The organism is Terriglobus sp. TAA 43 (assembly GCF_000800015.1).
Lineage (GTDB): Bacteria > Acidobacteriota > Terriglobia > Terriglobales > Acidobacteriaceae > Terriglobus.
Genome location: NZ_JUGR01000001.1, coordinates 2,889,808 through 2,907,328, shown reverse-complemented (window position 1 = coordinate 2,907,328; position 17,521 = coordinate 2,889,808). Strand labels below are relative to the sequence as shown.

General features: G+C 55.9%; 16 protein-coding genes. 1 reads left to right on the top strand and 15 read right to left on the bottom strand.

The genetic code is table 11. The features are described from left to right. Positions 1-58 precede the first annotated feature (58 nt). Entirely contained in the window at positions 59-1,147 is a 1,089-nt protein-coding gene (locus M504_RS21340) for an OmpA family protein (protein WP_198137591.1), read from the bottom strand. 100 nt (positions 1,148-1,247) lie between these two features. Next, positions 1,248-5,681 (bottom strand): Ig domain-containing protein, encoded by a 4,434-nt coding sequence (locus M504_RS12415; RefSeq protein ID WP_198137590.1) that lies wholly within the window; start codon positions 5,679-5,681, stop codon positions 1,248-1,250. Between the two features lie 637 nt (positions 5,682-6,318). Between M504_RS12415 and M504_RS12410 the strand changes: the two genes are divergently transcribed. Beyond that, complete coding sequence (locus M504_RS12410; RefSeq protein WP_047491807.1) at positions 6,319-6,543, top strand: toxin-antitoxin system HicB family antitoxin; 225 nt, start codon at positions 6,319-6,321, stop codon at positions 6,541-6,543. A 115-nt stretch (positions 6,544-6,658) separates the two neighbouring features. Here the strand turns inward: M504_RS12410 and M504_RS12405 are convergent, their stop codons facing one another. The 13 genes from M504_RS12405 to M504_RS12350 form a co-directional block, all read right to left on the bottom strand. Beyond that, positions 6,659-7,162: a TadE/TadG family type IV pilus assembly protein gene (locus M504_RS12405; protein ID WP_047491804.1), complete on the bottom strand. Its 504-nt coding sequence runs from the start codon at positions 7,160-7,162 to the stop codon at positions 6,659-6,661. Continuing rightward, a complete protein-coding gene (locus M504_RS12400; RefSeq protein ID WP_047491801.1) occupies positions 7,149-7,634 on the bottom strand; it encodes a TadE/TadG family type IV pilus assembly protein in 486 nt (161 codons plus the stop codon). Before M504_RS12400 ends, M504_RS12405 begins: the two co-directional genes overlap by 14 nt. After that, positions 7,631-9,052, bottom strand: coding sequence for a pilus assembly protein TadG-related protein (locus tag M504_RS12395; RefSeq protein WP_084214305.1), 1,422 nt, complete (start codon positions 9,050-9,052; stop codon positions 7,631-7,633). Before M504_RS12395 ends, M504_RS12400 begins: the two co-directional genes overlap by 4 nt. Beyond that, positions 9,027-9,356 (bottom strand): DUF192 domain-containing protein, encoded by a 330-nt coding sequence (locus M504_RS12390; RefSeq protein ID WP_198137589.1) that lies wholly within the window; start codon positions 9,354-9,356, stop codon positions 9,027-9,029. The genes M504_RS12395 and M504_RS12390 overlap by 26 nt, the downstream gene beginning before the upstream one ends. Before the next feature lie 71 nt (positions 9,357-9,427). Beyond that, positions 9,428-9,520 (bottom strand): LPXTG cell wall anchor domain-containing protein, encoded by a 93-nt coding sequence (locus M504_RS22085; protein ID WP_156993724.1) that lies wholly within the window; start codon positions 9,518-9,520, stop codon positions 9,428-9,430. A 47-nt stretch (positions 9,521-9,567) separates the two neighbouring features. Further along, positions 9,568-10,461: a type II secretion system F family protein gene (locus M504_RS12385; protein ID WP_047491796.1), complete on the bottom strand. Its 894-nt coding sequence runs from the start codon at positions 10,459-10,461 to the stop codon at positions 9,568-9,570. A gap of 4 nt (positions 10,462-10,465) precedes the next feature. Further along, positions 10,466-11,428 carry a type II secretion system F family protein gene (locus M504_RS12380; RefSeq protein WP_047491793.1) on the bottom strand — a complete coding sequence of 321 codons (963 nt, stop codon included), beginning with the start codon at positions 11,426-11,428 and terminating at the stop codon, positions 10,466-10,468. A 4-nt stretch (positions 11,429-11,432) separates the two neighbouring features. Continuing rightward, positions 11,433-12,842: a CpaF family protein gene (locus tag M504_RS12375; RefSeq protein WP_232296269.1), complete on the bottom strand. Its 1,410-nt coding sequence runs from the start codon at positions 12,840-12,842 to the stop codon at positions 11,433-11,435. Further along, positions 12,815-14,053: an AAA family ATPase gene (locus M504_RS12370; protein WP_198137588.1), complete on the bottom strand. Its 1,239-nt coding sequence runs from the start codon at positions 14,051-14,053 to the stop codon at positions 12,815-12,817. Before M504_RS12370 ends, M504_RS12375 begins: the two co-directional genes overlap by 28 nt. A 40-nt stretch (positions 14,054-14,093) precedes the next feature. Continuing rightward, positions 14,094-15,593: a type II and III secretion system protein family protein gene (locus M504_RS12365; RefSeq protein ID WP_052200677.1), complete on the bottom strand. Its 1,500-nt coding sequence runs from the start codon at positions 15,591-15,593 to the stop codon at positions 14,094-14,096. Then, positions 15,593-16,420 carry a Flp pilus assembly protein CpaB gene (cpaB, locus tag M504_RS12360; RefSeq protein WP_052200676.1) on the bottom strand — a complete coding sequence of 276 codons (828 nt, stop codon included), beginning with the start codon at positions 16,418-16,420 and terminating at the stop codon, positions 15,593-15,595. Before cpaB ends, M504_RS12365 begins: the two co-directional genes overlap by 1 nt. A 1-nt stretch (position 16,421) precedes the next feature. Beyond that, on the bottom strand, positions 16,422-16,958 hold the full coding sequence (locus M504_RS12355; protein WP_052200675.1) for a prepilin peptidase: 537 nt from the start codon (positions 16,956-16,958) through the stop codon (positions 16,422-16,424). 71 nt (positions 16,959-17,029) lie between these two features. After that, positions 17,030-17,206, bottom strand: coding sequence for a Flp family type IVb pilin (locus tag M504_RS12350; protein ID WP_047491787.1), 177 nt, complete (start codon positions 17,204-17,206; stop codon positions 17,030-17,032). Positions 17,207-17,521 lie beyond the last annotated feature (315 nt).

The following is a 17,521-nucleotide window of genomic DNA, read 5'->3' as shown; positions in this document are numbered from 1 at the left end:
TTTACACGGCCCTCCACCTTTCATTGGCACAGATCAAATGGTTCAAAGCACCAGCGATTTATCGCGAGTGGTTCTCCAGTGAGGCGCGACGGTTCTTTTGAAAACACGCGGCAGTCTCATCGCTGCATGATGGCTTTTCCTTGCCATAACTGACAACGTCCAGCTTGGCTGGTGATACACCGTCGGCGATGAGCTGATCACGCACAGATTGTGCACGTTTCTGTCCCAGCGCAAGGTTGTACTCCGCAGTTCCACGTTCATCGGCATATCCCGCAACAACAACCTCAAGATCAGGATGTGATTTAAGGAACGTCGCATCCTTCAGCACAGCAGCCAGAGCATCGGGCCGGAGTTCGTAGCTGTCGTAATCGAAGTAGGCGCTCTCTACGCTGCGGTCGAAATCGACATCTGCCGACGCAGGGGCCTTGATGGTCGTGGAAGTCGCAGGAGGTGGAGGCGGTGGTGGTGGTGTTGCTGCTGCGACCTGCGGTTCTGCCTTCGCGTCATGCGCCTGTTTCTCCATGTCGCGCTGCACCTTGTACGCATCGTTGCGTGCGGAATCATCGCGATATGCGCTGCCAAACCGGAACAGAAGGCCCGCGCTAAACACCGTGTGATTCTGCCGGTTGTTTCCTTGGTTTGGAAAGCTTGTTCGCAGATATTCAACCTGCGCCGCACGGACACCAATGTGGCGTGTAAGACCAATGTCGAGTCCACCGCCGGTACTGATCGCAAAGCTGGTGGCAGAGCTGCTGACCGTATTACCCGATGGGAAATAAGAGTCACTGCCATGCGCGGCGCCGAAGAGTCCATGACCGAAGAACTCAAAGCGACCTGCGGGCACAACCACCTGTGGCCCGGCGGTATAGGTGAGCAACGTCAGATTCTGACCAAGCGTTCCAATGTGATTTGCATGGCTGCCCGTGACTTCACCAGCAATGCGGAACCACGGAAGAAGAGAGTATGCAGCGGAGACATATCCGCCATCGGCGCCGAAGCAGTTGCACTGGCCCGGAGGTGCGTTGGAGCGAACTTTTGCGTAACCGACGGAAAGTGTGGTGCGGGGAGCGGACCAGTCAGCACCGCTGGGGCGCGCCTGCGCAAAGGCCAGGGGAGATGCAACGGATGCAACAAGAAGTGCAGCCATGATGCGAGTCATTCGAAAATCCTTTCTGAACGAGGACCTTGGAAACCTTCGGATGAGGGAGTGAGGTTGGTCATGCCAACCTCACTCCTCATCGCGGTGGTTAGTACAGGATTGCCGTGTACGGAGCGGTGCTAAGCGAGCCACCCTTCAGTACCACGAACCGGCCTGGCGACAGAGCGTAAACCACACTTCCGTCGTTCAGCAGATAGCGTCCTCCAGCTGCATCCGTAAGGCTGTAGGTTGCGCTACCGCTGATACCCAGTTGCAGGATGTTCAGGTTGCCCACACCGATATTGGTGTCCGTCGTATAGGTGAGGTTTCCTGCACCGTCCGCACTGAACGCACCGTCACCGTCGATGGTGGCCAGGCTGGAGGCCGGGACCGTGCCATAGATATAGGTGCCATTCAGATTTGCCAGAGTGAACGGACCGGCTGCCTGCGCTTCCATGTGGCCGAGACCTGCATAGCCCGTCTCCAGGAAGTAGCCGGAGTTGTTGCCCGTGAGGTAAACCACACGAGGCGGGGGAGGGTTACCCGTCAGACCCAACAACTGAAGAATAGGTGTCAGGAGGGATGGATCGGGTGCGGGATAGTTGAAGACAACGCGTCCGTTAGAGGAGACAGCGCAGGCGCTGTTGCCCGTGGACTGATAGGTACCGAGAACGTAGTTCAGCAGGTTGTTGTTGCCACCGAGACCAGTCAGTGTGTTGACCAGGCCCGTAAGACCGGCTGAATCCGCGTTGGTGGTGGTGCAGGTACCGTTGTTGTTGCCCGTGCCACGGATAACGTTGGCCGAGGACAGATTGAGTACGCTATCGAGCGCGGTGCCAATGATGCCCGGGTTGATTGCCGCGTTCTCATAGCCAACGAACGGACCATTGAGCGACGCGTTGCTGAACGTGGTCTGAGACTGCGATTGAATAGTGCCAGCCTGCAGCACATAGGACGAGTGCTTGTCCGTGGACATGAGGAACGCGTGGGTCTGATCCACGAGGTACACGGCGTAGTGAGTTGGGTAAGCCAGTCCCGAGAGCTTCGAGCTGGTCAGTGTCAGACCGACGCGGCCATTGGTGTCCGCGGCAGAGCTGGCGCCTGCCAGTGTGGAGCTGGCGTAGTTGGTGCTGGCAATGTTTGTATCGCTGACACCGGTGATGGTTCCGCCGTTGGCAGTGAACTGTCCGACCGAGGCAACCGGTCCAGCGATCAGGCCGATGGTGCAGGTTGGAATGCACGGTGTATCGCCGGAGACACCGTAGGCATAGCCGCCGGTGAGACCGTTGCCGTACACATTGGCGTTCTGCGCCAGCAGCGTTCCGGATCCCTTGCTTGCGACCAGGATGCTGCCATCGGACTCAATCATGCTGCCGCTCGATGCAGCCGTGGCCGGAGCCGTGGGCAGCTTCAGAGCGATTGAGTAGAGTGTGGTGTTACCTGCAGTACCGTCTGCGTTCAGAGTGGTTACGGCAAGTGTTCCGCGACCATCTGTACCCAGGGTGTACGTGCCAAGCAGGTTGCTGGTGGAGATGGTGTTGCCCGTCGGGTTGGAGGACTGGTGGTTGCTATCCAGTTCGCCAGCCGTGAGCAGCCCGTTGCCATCTGCGGTAATGCTGCCGACGGTTGCGGTCTGGTATGCGAGGACGCCCACCAACACATCGTCATAGCCCTGGAAGAGGAACGCGTAGGGGCCCTTGAGAAGAGCGTCAGAAGGTGTGGAGGGATAGAGCACCTGCATGGTCAGCGGGAGGCTGGCTTGCTGCGGTGTGGACTGGCTGTCGGTTGCTGTGATGGTTAAGCTGCTTGCGCCCACCGCGGTTGGTGTTCCGCTAACCACACCCGTGGTGCCGTTCAGCGAGAGACCCGCTGGCAGCGATCCGGAGGTGACGGTGTAGGTGTACGGCGGGAGTCCGCCCGTTGCTTGCAGCGTCTGCGTGTAGGCCACACCGAGCGTTGCGTTAGGCAGACCGCCGGTCAGCGACAGCGGGCTGATCGGATTGACGGTCATGACAATATTCGCGGTGCCCGTTTGGGCCGGGCTGGCCGAGTCGGTTGCCGTGACATTGAAGGTGGACGTACCAGCCGTGGTGGGCGTGCCAGTGATGGCGCAGTTTGCGGCCATCGTCAGGCCTGCTGGCAGGCTGCCGCTGTTCTTTACGCAGGTATACGGTGCGGTTCCGCCCGTAACACTGATAGCTCCGCTATACGGTGTGCTAACTGTAGCGTTTGCCGGTCCGGTAAGGATGAGTGACGACGTTGCGCCAAGGATGGTGATTGGCACAGCGGCAGTCGTGGAGTTGACGGGGCTGGCAGAGTCGTGGACAGAGACATTGACCGAGAACGTACCTGCCGAGGTCGGCGTGCCCACGAAGGTGCAGTCACTGTGCAGCGTGAGGCCAGGAGGCAACGTGCCCGAAGACACGGAGCAGGTGTACGGCGGCGTTCCACCCAGTACGAGGATGACGCCGACGTACGGCACGTTCACCACACCCACTGGAGGTGCCGTGAGTGTGAGGGTAATCAACGCGCCCTGCACCGTGATGGTGACCGGGGACGTCTTGGTGTTTGCAGGGTTGGCGGAATCCGTGGCTGTGATGTTGACCGTGGATGCGCCAGGTGTGGTGGGTGTACCGGTGATCACGCAGTTGGCGTTCAGCGTGAGACCGGCAGGCAGTGTGCCCGATGCCACCGTGCACGTGTAGGGAGCGATGCCGCCAACAACGGTGACCAGGCCAACATAAGGCACGTTCACCACTGCGACCGGAGGTGCGGTGATGGTTAGCGTGAGCAGACTTCCGATCACAGTGATGTTGACGGTGGTTGTCTTGGTATTGGGCGGGTTCGCAGAGTCAGTAACCGTAATGCCTACCGTGGATGTACCCGGTGTTTGCGGCGTTCCGGTGATGACGCAGTTGGAGCCCAGGGTGAGTCCATTGGGCAACGTACCCGAGACCAGCGTGCACTGATACGGCGCGGTGCCGCCTGCGACCAGGATGGTTCCGACATACGGCACGCCAACAACCGCAACGGGCGGAGCTGTAATGGTGAGCGTGATGAGCGGAGCCTGCACCGTGACGGTAACAGTGGCCGTGGTGATGTTTGCCGGGTTCGTGGAATCGGTTGCTGTGACGCCGATGGACGTGGTACCCGCAACCAGCGGTGTTCCGTTGATGACACAATCCGAACCGAGCGTGAGACCTGCAGGCATAGCACCCGAGGCAAGCACGCAGTGATACGGTGCAGTGCCACCCGTTACCGAGACAGCGCCGCTATAAGGCAGGCCGACGGTTGCTGGAGGAGGCGACGCGAGAACAAGCACTGCCGACGCAGGATTGATGACGATGGTGATCAAACCCGATCCGGAGTTGGACGGGCTGGCGGCGTCAGTGACATGCACCGTGAATGTGCTGGTGCCTGCTGTTGTGGGAATGCCGGTGACTGCGCAGTTGCTACCCAGTATGAGACCCGCAGGAAGCGAACCAGAATCAACCGAGCAAGTGTAGGGCGCCGTACCACCAGTGATGGTGATGCTGGCAGCGTAAGCAATCTGCACCGTGCCGCTGGGCAACGTGGAAGTGGCGATGGTAAGCGTTCCACCCGACGATGCAGCGTTGATCTTCAGCGTGAGGTTGAGCGTTGCGATTGCACCTGCGGCATCCTTTACCTGCGCGGTGAAGGTGGATGTTCCTGCCGCCGTCGGTGTGCCGGAGATGATGCCGGTAGCAGAGAGATTCAGGCCTGCTGGAAGCGTTCCGCTTGCAATGCTCCAGTTGTACGGACTCGTGCCGCCACTAGCCTGCAACACAGCAACGTAGGACACATTCACTGTGCCATCGGGCGTGGCACCTACCGCCTGCAGCGAGGAATTGCTGGAACTCGTGTTCACCTTCAGGGTGATCGTCGACGTCACCGTGAAAGGCACATCGCTGGAGTCAACGGCCTGAAGCGTAAACGTGCTTGTTCCGGCAGCCGTCGGGGTGCCGGACAGAATTCCAGTGGTGGTGCTAAAGCTGAGACCCGCAGGCAGAGTGCCCTTCACGGGAAGCCACTTGAGTGTGGGCGTTCCACCCGTCAGAGCGAATGTTGTGCTGTATGCCGTTCCTACCGTCGCATCCGCCGCCGTACCGGTTATCTGTGGATCCGGATTCACAACGATGGTGGTGGTGCTGGAACTCTGAGTTCCGGTGACCGTGCTTGTAAGCGTCACCGTGATCTGCTGCGTCACATTGGGAGCGACATAGGTTGCGCCTAATGCAGAGCCGTCGCTCAACGTGCCGCACGTCTGTCCGGAGCATCCTGTACCCGACAGTGACCAGGTGAGAGGAAGATTCGCAGGATTGGTGGCCACTTCCATGAACGTTTGGCCGCCATCGATGATGACTTTTGAAGATGCCAGGCTTGGGACAACACCGCCGGCGTAACCACCACCGCAGCCTGCCATGGCAAAGCACACAAGGAATACGGCGAGCTGAACTAACAACAGCCTTCCGCGTAATAACGGTATTGGTCTTTTTTCGAGGACACTGGGCAGATCAAGCATGGTACCTCCAACGGCGTTCCTGGGAGAGTTTGCGAAGGAAAAAGCACAGCTCTTGGCGGCGCTCAGGATCCTGTCGTCGAATGCAACCATAACTTGCAAAAAACCCCGAAAAATGCGTTGGAAATCATATTCCGAGGTTTTGATATCACTGGGAATATCAGGGGGTCTCGCGACCTATAGGGGATGGTGCATAGTTCTAACCAAGCACTCACTGTGCGTGGAAGTAACCGCAGAACTAGTCCGATAAGTTAGCGAGTAGTTCCATTTTGGAACTACTCGCATGCATCTCAACTGTCCTTTTTTTCGCCACTGCGTTGCTGTAAATGCGCAGACGGACGGAACATAGCAGGGTTATTCACTGAAGGGAGCGCTCGAAGATCAACTCTAATGTTCCCGCCGATATCACTACTGACGGAACACAACAGAACACATCGCAAATAATGTCGGGTACTGGGCGATAAACGAAAGACTCCCCATGCGATGATTGATCGCTGGTCATACCAATATCCCCCGTACTTATAGATAGATTGGTTCAGAACGCACCAGCATCGCTCTTGTCTTCACGAGGGATGAAGCGATGAAAACGCACACCAAATCGGTCTTAGTTTGCCGCGAGTGTGCAATGTGAAAAGGGTCTATGGAACAGAAGAAAGTATTAAGTTTTCCCCTGCGTCTGAGTCCGTCAGTACGCCTGCAAGCCACCGATCTTGCACGTCTGGAAGGTATCTCGCTCAACCACTTCATTAGTCTGGCTGTGGCAGAAAAGATAAGTCGCATGGAGCATGAAAGCTGGCTGCGGCAGCAAGGTAAGACTTCGCCCTCTGGCTTGTCGATGCAGACACCAATGGTGCGTCGATTCTGACTTGCTTACGTCTCTCCGAACATACTGTCGCACAGCTCTTCAGAAATAACTTACTGGCGCACGTTACCGCTTACTAACTTATGTGTATTTGGTACTCGATTCGAAGCTGAGTGGCTTATTGAGAAATAATTGTGGAACGGCTTGCAAGCAAGGTAATGCCTTTATGCAACGGAATGGGAAGCATGAAGGTAAATGGATAACTAACGGTTACAGTTACCAGGCATCCTGGACTATTGCTTCCCTGTGCGGTATCGCATGCACTACTCGTTCCTGCTGTTCCCGGCCATGATGCTGTGACAGATAGATTGGACACCTTAATCCCTGGTGCCGCGTTTGCTTTGATGTAGTTCAGTATGTCGCTCGTGCCTGCCTGACAATAGTACGAAGTAGCCGCGCCACATGAGATTCCACTGTATGTGCCGCCGCGTACCATGGCGTAGCGTGCTCCGCTGGCAGCGGCTGATTCCACATAGTGCTCTGTATAGACAGCCAACGAACATTCCATAATTCCGAGGATGACCAGGAGCACAACGCTGAGACAAAGAGCGGTCTCGAGCAGCGTGTTGCCCGTTTCCTCGCGGAAGAGTTCACTCGTACGAAAGTGTCTATCGCGAAGCACGTAGTCTCACCTTTGCCGTGAGGGGAATGGTCCTGGAGATACCCGGCCACGGGAGCATAGGCGTATATGTCGCAGTGGTGTCCAATTCCACGTAATACACACTGTTCATTCCTGAAGGGCACGATGGCTCGGACGCACAGGAAGCAATCGCGCTGGTCCCTCCGCCTGGACATTCGCATCCGTACGTTGCGGTGGGCGTCACAGTAACAAGGGTGGATGTATCTGTCTTTGCCGCAAGCATCATGCCTGCGGTGTCTGTGGGGTAATGAATACCGTATGCAGCACCCGTGCGTGCCGCTGCGTTCACTATCATGGCAGCACGGAAGGCACGGCCTATGTCCACTGCTCCCGCAAGCAGAAGAAGCAATACGGGAAGGACGAGCGCCGTTTCAATAAGGCTGTTGCCATCCTGCCGCAGTGCGAACGTGGCAGATCGCGAAACAAGATGAAGACGCAAATTGCGCAGGTTCATTGCACAAGCTCCGAGCGATCTCCATTGAATGGTGCTCCACTCAGGAGAGTGGAATAATCATTGCTTATAACGCTCAGGACGTTCGCTGTGAACTGCACACGATCCGCAACGATGCCGTTGTATTTAGACGCGCCTCCGGCAACACTCACGCCATAGGTAACAAGCGCACTCGGCATATAGATCACACCATCCACGCGAGACCCTTGGAGCAGCGTTGCCAGAAACGTTCCTGTATTTTGGACTCCGCTCGCTTGCCAAAAAAGGATGCCACCATAATTCCCGCTTGTTGGCGCAGTGAGTTGAAAATTGGAGAGCTGTAACGGCAAAGAGCTGGCTGTGAGCGAGAAGCTTCCTGCATCGCCCTCGTTATAAAACGTGACCCCGTTGCCAACAATGCTGCTCAGGACACTAACGGTCATCGTGAATCCGCTTGCGGTGCCGGTGCGAATGCCAAGAAGAGAGTACACAGGGCCATTGCGCAAGATATATGTACCGGGATTGAAGGTGATATTGGACAATAAGGCGGCTGTAATGGAGATACCACCGCAGTAGACACCAGGATTAAAAGTGACATTACCTGTAAGACCTGCAAGCAATCCCAGTTGCACCGCACTCTGCGAACCGTTGTAGACATTGCCACTACTCGTCCCACAGGGATCGTTCGCATTCGGGGGAGCAGGAAGATATGCGAGCGGATCTGCAGGAACCGGTACGGGAGCTTGCGTGACATGAGTACTCCCAAGACACAGAAGGCTGGCACCGCCCCCGGTTGGAGAGACCTGGACATAAGGCGCGGTGACACCGAGGCCTACGAGACAGTTAACAGAACTGCGGCTGCTGGATTCAACAACAACACCACAGTTGGATCGAAAGCCAACACCAACACCAACATTCAACGCGCCCGACGCGCTGGGGTTGAGTGCATAAATACACGGCCCACCAACGCCTCGTGCTGCTTCTGCGCGTGCACTAAGGTTGAAGCCGGTGAAGCCGAAGATACGCGAGAAGTAGAGCGGAGCTTTTTCTGAGACCTGAGTTTCCACGTAGTTGTATCGAGACTTGTTCGGGTCAGAACTGCCAGGGCACAGGGGATTGTGCAACGTGATGGTGAGGCCGGAGCCTGGGCTGCTGGCACAGTCAGTGATGAGAGCGCTGCTGCCTGTGTACCCGTTTTCTACCAGGGCATTCTGTGCAGCTGTCTGCATGGCCGCGCAGTTGGGCGTGCTACCGCATACGCGAACTTCAAGCGCTGCTGCAAGCGCAGACGCATCCGCAGCATTCTGCAGACGACGCTGCTCATGGCGGACGGACCCGATATCAACAGCCAAACCCAGAAATCCGATGAGCACCACCATACAAAGGGCGGTGATCACCAACACCTGTCCGCTATCGTCACGAAGTTGGAATAGACGCCTCATCAAAAAGGGCGGACTCCTGAATGCGAAGTTGGTCCCCAAGCCGCAGGCCGGATTCAACGATCCTGCCTGAGGCTAGTTCGAGGACAGTCCGTATCGACGGCACAATCGCTGTGACGCGATACGGTTTGAGTGAAGGCCAAAGGCGTACGATGCGAAGCTGTTTGTCCAGGCCAATCACGTCAATGGGAAATCGCATACCGATGGTATGCACGCCCGAAGACGGTTTGATCCAAATGCCCTCGTCCTGTTGAAGATGTGTGCGCCCCAACAGACCCACCGCGCGGCTGATGGAAGTATCTGCCACCACAACGCTTGAGGCAACGACAGCATCTTCAGCAAAAGTGTGGACAGAGATTATGCGCCTGTGCCGCATCGTTATGCCGATCTGCGGCGACGATAGACGATCACGCCGAGAATCAAAACTGCCAGAACACCCGCTGCGATGCGAATCATTGTTGTCATGTCCATTGGGCTATCTCCTTATGTGGATACTTCGTTTAGGTCGAACGGTTGAGTTATTGAAGGTCTTTGAAAATTCCAAACAGGCTGATGATCGCCGGTGCCAGTAACACGAGGAACAGGCAGGGAAAGATAAAGAAGACCAGGGGAAAAACGATCTTGACGCGGGTTTTGGCGGCGGCTTCTTCGGCCCCCTGTCTACGTTGCGTGCGCAAGTCATCTGCAAAGCGACTCAGTGAACGTGCAATGGGAGTTCCAAATCGCTCGGACTGTACGAGCATTCCAACGAACGATCTGATTTCTTCTATGTCGGATCGTTCTGCGAACCGTTTCCAGGCGTCCATCCTTACGCCACCCACGCGCTGCTCCAACTGCACGCGTTGGAACTCTGTATGTAACTCCGGATGACTTAGTGCCAGCTCATCCGACACGCGCAGCATCGCGAGATCCAGACCGAGTCCAGCTTCCACGCAGATGTTCAGCAGATCCAACGCATCTGGAAGAGAGCGGAGAAGCTTCGCCTTGTACAAACGAATACGTCGTCGCAACCAGATATCTGGCCCGAGATAGCCGATGGCACCCAGCACGACACAGGCCAGCATCATATTTCCGCGAACAAAGGTACCAAGAAAAAGGCCGGCCAAAGGTGCGATCCCTTGCACCGATGCGTAGGTGTCCCTCTGCATGGATGTCCGCAGGCCTGCTGCTTCCAGCTTTTCTCTTGCCTGTTCACTTCGGCGAGTGCCGGCGCGCGGACGCAAAACCGCGGTCCAACGCGCTACAAGTTCTTTGAGGTGTGGTGAGGATGTTTTTGTGATGACTTGGTTTGGGTGGATCAGGTGCCGCAGACGATCTGCATCGGCTGACTTCTTCAGCAATACAGGTGTGGCAAGAAGCAGAATGATGAAAAAGACGGCGAAGCCCGCGGAACATATAAAGAGAAGGTTCATGGGATCACACTTCAATCCCGCGGATGATCTGGCGAATGGTAATGATACCGAGGCATAAGAGCACGGCGCCGGTGTAGAGGAGTTTGCGCCCCATCGGATCGTGAAAGAGGACGCGCGAATATCCCGGGCTCATAACGTTGATGACCAACAACAGCGCTATGGGTAGCAGGCAAAGAATCCAACCCGTGAGCCGACCTTGCGCAGTGTGCGTACGCACCTCTCCCTGTATGCGCACACGATCGCGAATGACGGCCACAATGCGATCCATTACATCTGGAAGATTTCCACCCGTATCTTTCTGGATGAGAAGCCCCGTAATAAAAATTCGCAGATCGCGCGATGGAACACGTTCCAGCATGGCAGTGAATGCATCGCGAATGGGCAACCCATAGTTCTGATCGCGGTGCGCCTCTGCGAAGTCCTGACGGACAGCAAGCGGCGCTTCTTCTGCAAGCACGCCAATCGCAACCGGGATGGCGTGGCCTGCACGCAGCGAACGCGCAAACATCTCCAGCGCTTGCGGAAGTGCGGTTTCAAAGTCCTTGATGCGGCGCTGCCGCTTCGTGCGGAGCCAAAGCACCGGCGCAAAGGAACAAACAAATGCAGCGACCATGAGGATGGGGTTTCCGGTTGCGAGGCCCGTTAGCAACGGCAACATAACAAGCAGGCCGAGGACAGAGAGAATCACTCCGCCAGGACTCCAGTCGCTTCTGGACTGTAATAGCAGCACTCGAATGTATCGCAGCACACGAGTACCTTCGAGACGCTTCTCTAACCAGAAGTACGAACTCGGGATCTTTTTCTCGAGGCTGGCCTGTGGCGTCTTCGCTTGCGACGGCTTTGTGAGGACGACCAGGGTCTGTAGACGCACCTCTGCTTCCGTGGCTACCCTCGACGGCTTGGTGCCATATACTACGGCACCGAAGATGATCGATGTGAGCAGAATGAAGCAAAGAGAAAGCCACATGTCGCTAGACCTCCACACTCACGTTCAGAAGCTCAGCAATGACGTGAGGCGGGGTGTCATGAAGCCTGCCCGCAAAGCGGGGAAGGACGCCCGGCGAGTAAAAGCGGCCGGCCACTTTACCGGCGGATCCAGTGCTCATACGTTCAAAGAGATAAAGATCATTCAGCGCTACGATGTCTGCCTGTGTCCCCGCGACTTCTGCAATGTGTGTAATGCGGCGTGAGCCATCGCTCATGCGGGCCACCTGCACGATGAGGTGGACAGCCGATGCAATCTGATTACGAATCGCTTTTTCCGGAAGACCGACATTGGCCATCATTGCCATGGTTTCAAGGCGGGCCACCGCATCGCGCGGAGAATTTGCGTGGATGGTGGTGAGAGAACCATCGTGGCCTGTATTCATGGCCTGCAACATATCGAGTGTCTCTTCGCCGCGAACCTCGCCCACTACGATGCGATCGGGACGCATACGCAACGCGTTCATGATCAGTTCGCGTTGACGAATAGCACCATGTCCTTCCAGGTTCGGCGGGCGCGTTTCAAGACGCACGACGTGCTCCTGACGAAGCAGAAGTTCTGCGGAGTCTTCTACGGTAACGATGCGCTCCCGTTCAGAGATGAATCCAGACAACACGTTCAGCAGCGTCGTCTTGCCTGCGCCGGTACCACCGGAAACCACGATGTTCAACCGTGATTCAACAGCAATGCGAAGAACCTCAAGCATTGCAGGAGCAAGCATCTTCGAACGGATCAGATCTTCCGCAGTGAGAGGTGTATTGCCGAACCGGCGGATTGAAAGGATAGGCCCGTCAATGGCGAGCGGCGGAATGATGGCGTTTACGCGGGAGCCGTCCGGAAGACGAGCGTCCACCATGGGCGACATCTCATCAACGCGCCTGCCTACCGCGGACACAATCTTCTCAATGATGTGCATCAGGTGGCGATTGTCCTTGAAGACAATGTTGGTCTTCTCCAGAAGACCGCGACGCTCTACATACACTGAGTCCCAGGTGTTGACCAGGATGTCGCTGACCGTGGGATCGTGGAGCAGGGGTTCGATAGGTCCGAGACCGAAAACCTCGTTCAGAACCTCCTGCGTCAGGCGATCGCGCTCCGCCGCGCTCAACGGAATGTTTTGTTCCGTAACGATGCGGTGAATGATGGCAAAGAGTTGCTGCTGGCTGGAGCGCGTCTCATTGAACTCGGCGAGGCGTTCAAGATCAAGCCTCTTCAGCAACTCACGATGCACCGCCGACTTCACCTCCTGCTGGGTGGCCTCCGAGATGCTATGACGAATGGGCATTGCGACTTCCCCCTCATCGATCGTGATCATGCTGTTCACTGCCATTGGCTTCTTGATTTCCTTGTTGGATCGGTGATGCACGTTTACCAGGCGGGCATAAGCTGCCGCCATCGCGAAACAGACTTATCCTGCTTGCGCGCTGATGCAGGTTTTGCATTGATGTCTGCAAGTTTGCTGCTCCATCCATGCAGAGCGGTCGCAAGCTGGCTTGGGCCTGGGTATTTAAGCGTCTTTCCTGAGTTGGAGGCAAAGACCATTTCGCCCGGGCTGTCTTGAAGTTTGAGCGCGATGGGAAGCTTAAGAACGTTTTCGATCTGATCGGCTGCCAGTGCGTGCGGGGCGTTGTAGCGATTGAGAATAACCTTCAGCTTTGAGGACGTACCTTCTGTCACAACGAGACCATCGGCAATGCGGGAAAGATCACGCACCGCGGCCACTTCTGGTGTGGCAACCATCAGAATCTCGGACGAAGCAGTCGCCAGGCTGGGCCAGAGGTCCGGCTGCCTGCGATCGCAATCCAGGATGACGTAGTCATATTCGCCTCGCAGAAATTCAAGGGTGCGTACGAATTCCTGCGGAGGAACGAGGTCCTGATCGCTGGATGCATCCGGCGACGACAGCACATCGAGACCGCTGAAATGATGCGCAACGAAGCCGCGAAGTAATTCACTGTCCATGCGTTTGAGATTGCGAACGACCTCCCCAAGCGTATGGTGTTCTCCGTCGATACCGAGATAGACGCAAGCGTGACCTAGCATCTGCTGCTGGTCAATGAGCAGCGTTTTCCGCTGGTGATATTGCGCAAGGTACGTGGCAAGATGCACTGCGATGCTGGTGGCTCCAACGCCGCCCTTGGCTCCAAGAACGGAAAGCACTGCGCCGTTTGTGGCGTGGCTTTCTACCTCGGTGAAGCACTGTTGCTGGAAGCGATCGAGCAATACATCCAGTTCCTGCGGAGGAGAGTGTTTGGTGAAGTATTCGCTGCAGCCTGCGCGCATCGCAACCAGAATGGCGGTCGACGAGGGCCGCTTGCCCACAGCAACAATAAGAACTTTGCCCGGATAGACCTTCGAAAGATACTGTGCTGTCTCCGCGGCCTCATCAGGATTGCGATCATAGTCGACAAAGGCCAGACAACCGTTTGAGGACGAGATGTACTGCCCAATGGATGGGTGGCGGAGCGAAGTAAGATAGCGCTCAAAGTGGAATGCACTGCTTGACCAATTGCGCATGTTCACGACGTCCAGAAGTTCCCGTGTGACGCGCTCTTCCGTTCCGATTGTGAGCACAACGACATCGAGAGTTCCGTTCAATTGATACATTGCCTGCATCCTTCTTCACACCCAACATCCGGTGTGTCTTTTAGTGTTTTGGGTTCTTCTGCATCTTGTCGTCAAAGTTGGTAGGGTCCAGCATCTTCACTGCCAGAGCCGGTTCTTTTACCTGCTCTTTCGATGGATCAACAATCTCTGGTGTGACAAGAACCAAAAGCTCTGAAGTAGAGTGATTAATGTTTTTGCTCTTAAACAAATTGCCAAGTATCGGAATGTTCGCGATTCCAGGCGTACGTCCAAGCTGGTCTGTCGTACGTTGATCCAACAGCCCGGAAATTGCGAACGTCTGTCCGTCATGTAATACGACTTGAGTGTCTGCTCGGCGGCTTGAGATAGCGGGGATGGTGTAGCCGCTGATTTGCACGGCATTCGTGTAATCCAACGCACTTACTTCTGGCGCAACCTTCAGGGCAATGGAACCATCGGCGTTCACCTGCGGAAGAAACTCAAGCTTCACACCGTAAGGACGAAATTGAACTGTGATGGATGTGAGGCCACTTATGCCTCCCTGCACCACGGGAAATGGAAATTCACCGCCTGCCAGAAAGTTGGCTTTCTCTCCACTGAGTGTGGTGATATTCGGCTCTGCAAGAATCTGGAGAACATTCCGCTGTTCCAGGTCCTGAATCATGGCACCAAGATTCAGATCTGCGTTGTAGAGGAGAAAATTCAACGGGTTGGTGATAGAGACAGTCTTATTACCTACCGTGGAGGTGCTACCGCTACTACCACCACTGCTGCTATTGCTACCTGTCGTAGTGGTGAGGCTGGAGGGAAACTGCGAAGTAGTACTTTGCGCTAACGTATTCCCACCCGAACTAAACAGGTTGAAACCTAGCTGCTCCAGTTTCGTCCGATCCACCTCAATCATGCGGACGTGCAGACGAACCTGGCGTGCTGTTGCGGGATTCACAACGATAGCGTTGGACACATCTTTTGAGTATTGAGCGGCAAGCTTCTCCGCAGTTTGATAAGACGTCGCATTGCTGACGGTTCCCGACAGAAGAACGCGCGAGCCGTCGGCGCGCACCGTAATGTTTTCGTTCGGCAGAGCCGACTTCAACACACTCTCCAACAAAGTTGTTTCCACATCAGACGAATAGAAGTAGGTGTGCGCCTCCCCGCTCTCATCCCAGATCATGAGGGAACTTACGCCTGGCTCTTTTGCGGTGACCAATACTTCATTAGGTGTGGCCGTATACGCGGACAGCACGTTCGGGTTGGTGATGTACACCCGCGAGAGCCGTTTCTGTGAAGTGACGTATGCTGACCGACCAATGAGAAGATGCGTTGGCGCATCGGAGAGCACTGCGCTCTCCATTCCCGATACCGCCGATTGTCTTGTCGAAGGCGCGCTGTGACCGGACGTGGATGCCGGTTGAGCGGAAGCGACACTGCTCTTCTCCGCATCGGTGCCGGCTGCAAGGGCGTGTGGCTGCGGACGCTCTGCATGAACGAATGCTGACAACATAATTGCCGGGAGAGCGAAACATAGGGCGGAGCGATGAAGCGGATTGAGACGGTACATTAAAAGGTCTCCACGGAATCTTTATCGCCGCGGCGAACCTGGATACTGTATGTGGCGGGCGTCGGTTTGGTATGCATCGGCTGAGATTGTCCGCGTGGAGATACGTGAGCGACGGCGGCGGGTGCAGCCGTGGAAGTCGCCTGAACACCCAATGCGGAAAGATTCATCGGAGCATTCGTTGCCACGGCATGGTCTCCGCCGTTTCTGAGAACAAAGTGAACAGTTCCCTGTGTGCTGGCGAGCACGATTTTCTCTGCGTCGTCGGGCGACACCAGGATCGTGACTACATCAACCTTGCTGGCGTGACCATCCGGGTCGGGCTGCATCTTCTCGCCTGCAGTAAGTACCTGCGCGTCTTGCAATACGACGGATGTGATGGGGTCAGCGGACGAAGCGGCGTGCACCGTCACCAGTACATCTACGTGAGTGCCGGGAAGAAGATATCCGGCGACACCCACCACTTCATTCGACTTGAGTGAGATGGCTCGCATACCGGCAGGGATACGGGCGGAAAGACCGGCGCTGGTTGCAAGCTGACGCGCTGTCAGGGGCTCGCCTTCCTGCAAGGGATATAGCACCGACTTACCGACAACCTCATCCTTGCGCACAAAGGCACCGGGCAAAGGCACACCCGCAGGCCATGAAATCTGCTTGAGATCATCTGCGCCAATGACTTGTCCAGGATCAAGGTTCTTGGCGAGCGCAACATACTTTAAGCTTTCGAAATTTCTGGCCTGATGCGACAGCCTGGTGCCGAGCCAAAGCGTAAATAGTCCCGAGACAATGATTGCAACGGTAAGTGCAATGAGGAGCCGCCGTGGTTGCATGTTATTGTCCGACCTTCTGGAGAGAAATCGTCAGCAGCGTACCGGCTGTGATGGCCAATGCATACGGCAGACGAAGATTGCGGTTATTGCGAACGTTCAGTTCCGGATGAGGCTCCAGACCGTTCTCGCAATGATGCGCCATGATGTGGCCAACATTTTGCACGGACTGCCAAACGCGCCCACGCCACACGATGACAACGATGGCCATGATCCCACCACAGAGTGCGGTGAGTGCGAGAAGTGCTCCCGTGTTCGAGAGACCAACGCCCGCTGCAATTGCAGCGATAAGCTTCACATCTCCTCCGCCCATTCCTCCTGCCAGAAACAGCACAAGGAAGAGAGAGCCTGCAAGCACGGACGCTACAAACGATAGCGCGAGTGCATGCAGGCCTCCAGTGGTTACCTGCAGTACGAGTGCCCCAATAAGAGTGGGGAGCGTGAACCAATTCGGAATGCGGCGCGATCGCACATCCATAACTGCGGCACAAAGTGCCACCGCAGCGGTGTACGACTGCAACACGATTGCATGCGATATCATCGCCGCGTTACCTCCGGGCAGAAATATGGAACAAGGGCATATAGCCGAAAAGAAGCTGCTTCGTCTGTGGACTAGGTGATAGCGGTGAAATGCGCAGAGATTGTCGTGAACACACCTTGAAGGGCAGTGGCGAACGTTTGCAGTGTTCCGACACAGACTGCGCCAATAAGTCCGGCGATCAATGCGTATTCAATTAGGTCCTGTCCTGATTCGTCCTGTACGAGATCTTTCCAAATGCGAAGCGTCATGTTGTTCTCCTTGAAGCGTGGGGGTTATTGTTATGCCTCTGATTCTTCTGTCCGGCTGAATCACCAGCGCAGAAGCCAAATTCAGAGGAACTGTTCCACTATCTTGCAACGAGAATGGACATCGGTCACCACAGGGAGTTACCGATATCCAAATAAATCCGGGTTTTGATATCAGGGGTGATATCGCCACTAAAGAGCAACGGTAACGTGGCGATTTCCAAGCTACAAAAGGACAGTGGGCGTGAACTTAAGTGACTTGATCGGCAAGGCACACAATCACTCGATCCCGTCATGCGCCGATAAGTGGGATAGACA

Excerpts from the sequence above, each read along its gene's own strand:
- M504_RS21340 (WP_198137591.1), bottom strand. The coding sequence starts at position 1,147 with ATGGCTGCACTTCTTGTTGCATCCGTTGCATCTCCCCTGGCCTTTGCG.
- M504_RS12415 (WP_198137590.1), bottom strand. The coding sequence starts at position 5,681 with ATGCTTGATCTGCCCAGTGTCCTCGAAAAAAGACCAATACCGTTATTA.
- M504_RS12410 (WP_047491807.1), top strand. The coding sequence starts at position 6,319 with ATGGAACAGAAGAAAGTATTAAGTTTTCCCCTGCGTCTGAGTCCGTCA.
- M504_RS12400 (WP_047491801.1), bottom strand. The coding sequence starts at position 7,634 with ATGAACCTGCGCAATTTGCGTCTTCATCTTGTTTCGCGATCTGCCACG.
- M504_RS12395 (WP_084214305.1), bottom strand. The coding sequence starts at position 9,052 with ATGAGGCGTCTATTCCAACTTCGTGACGATAGCGGACAGGTGTTGGTG.
- M504_RS22085 (WP_156993724.1), bottom strand. The coding sequence starts at position 9,520 with ATGGACATGACAACAATGATTCGCATCGCAGCGGGTGTTCTGGCAGTT.
- M504_RS12385 (WP_047491796.1), bottom strand. The coding sequence starts at position 10,461 with ATGAACCTTCTCTTTATATGTTCCGCGGGCTTCGCCGTCTTTTTCATC.
- M504_RS12380 (WP_047491793.1), bottom strand. The coding sequence starts at position 11,428 with ATGTGGCTTTCTCTTTGCTTCATTCTGCTCACATCGATCATCTTCGGT.
- M504_RS12375 (WP_232296269.1), bottom strand. The coding sequence starts at position 12,842 with ATGGCGGCAGCTTATGCCCGCCTGGTAAACGTGCATCACCGATCCAAC.
- M504_RS12370 (WP_198137588.1), bottom strand. The coding sequence starts at position 14,053 with ATGTATCAATTGAACGGAACTCTCGATGTCGTTGTGCTCACAATCGGA.
- M504_RS12365 (WP_052200677.1), bottom strand. The coding sequence starts at position 15,593 with ATGTACCGTCTCAATCCGCTTCATCGCTCCGCCCTATGTTTCGCTCTC.
- cpaB (WP_052200676.1), bottom strand. The coding sequence starts at position 16,420 with ATGCAACCACGGCGGCTCCTCATTGCACTTACCGTTGCAATCATTGTC.
- M504_RS12355 (WP_052200675.1), bottom strand. The coding sequence starts at position 16,958 with ATGATATCGCATGCAATCGTGTTGCAGTCGTACACCGCTGCGGTGGCA.
- M504_RS12350 (WP_047491787.1), bottom strand. The coding sequence starts at position 17,206 with ATGACGCTTCGCATTTGGAAAGATCTCGTACAGGACGAATCAGGACAG.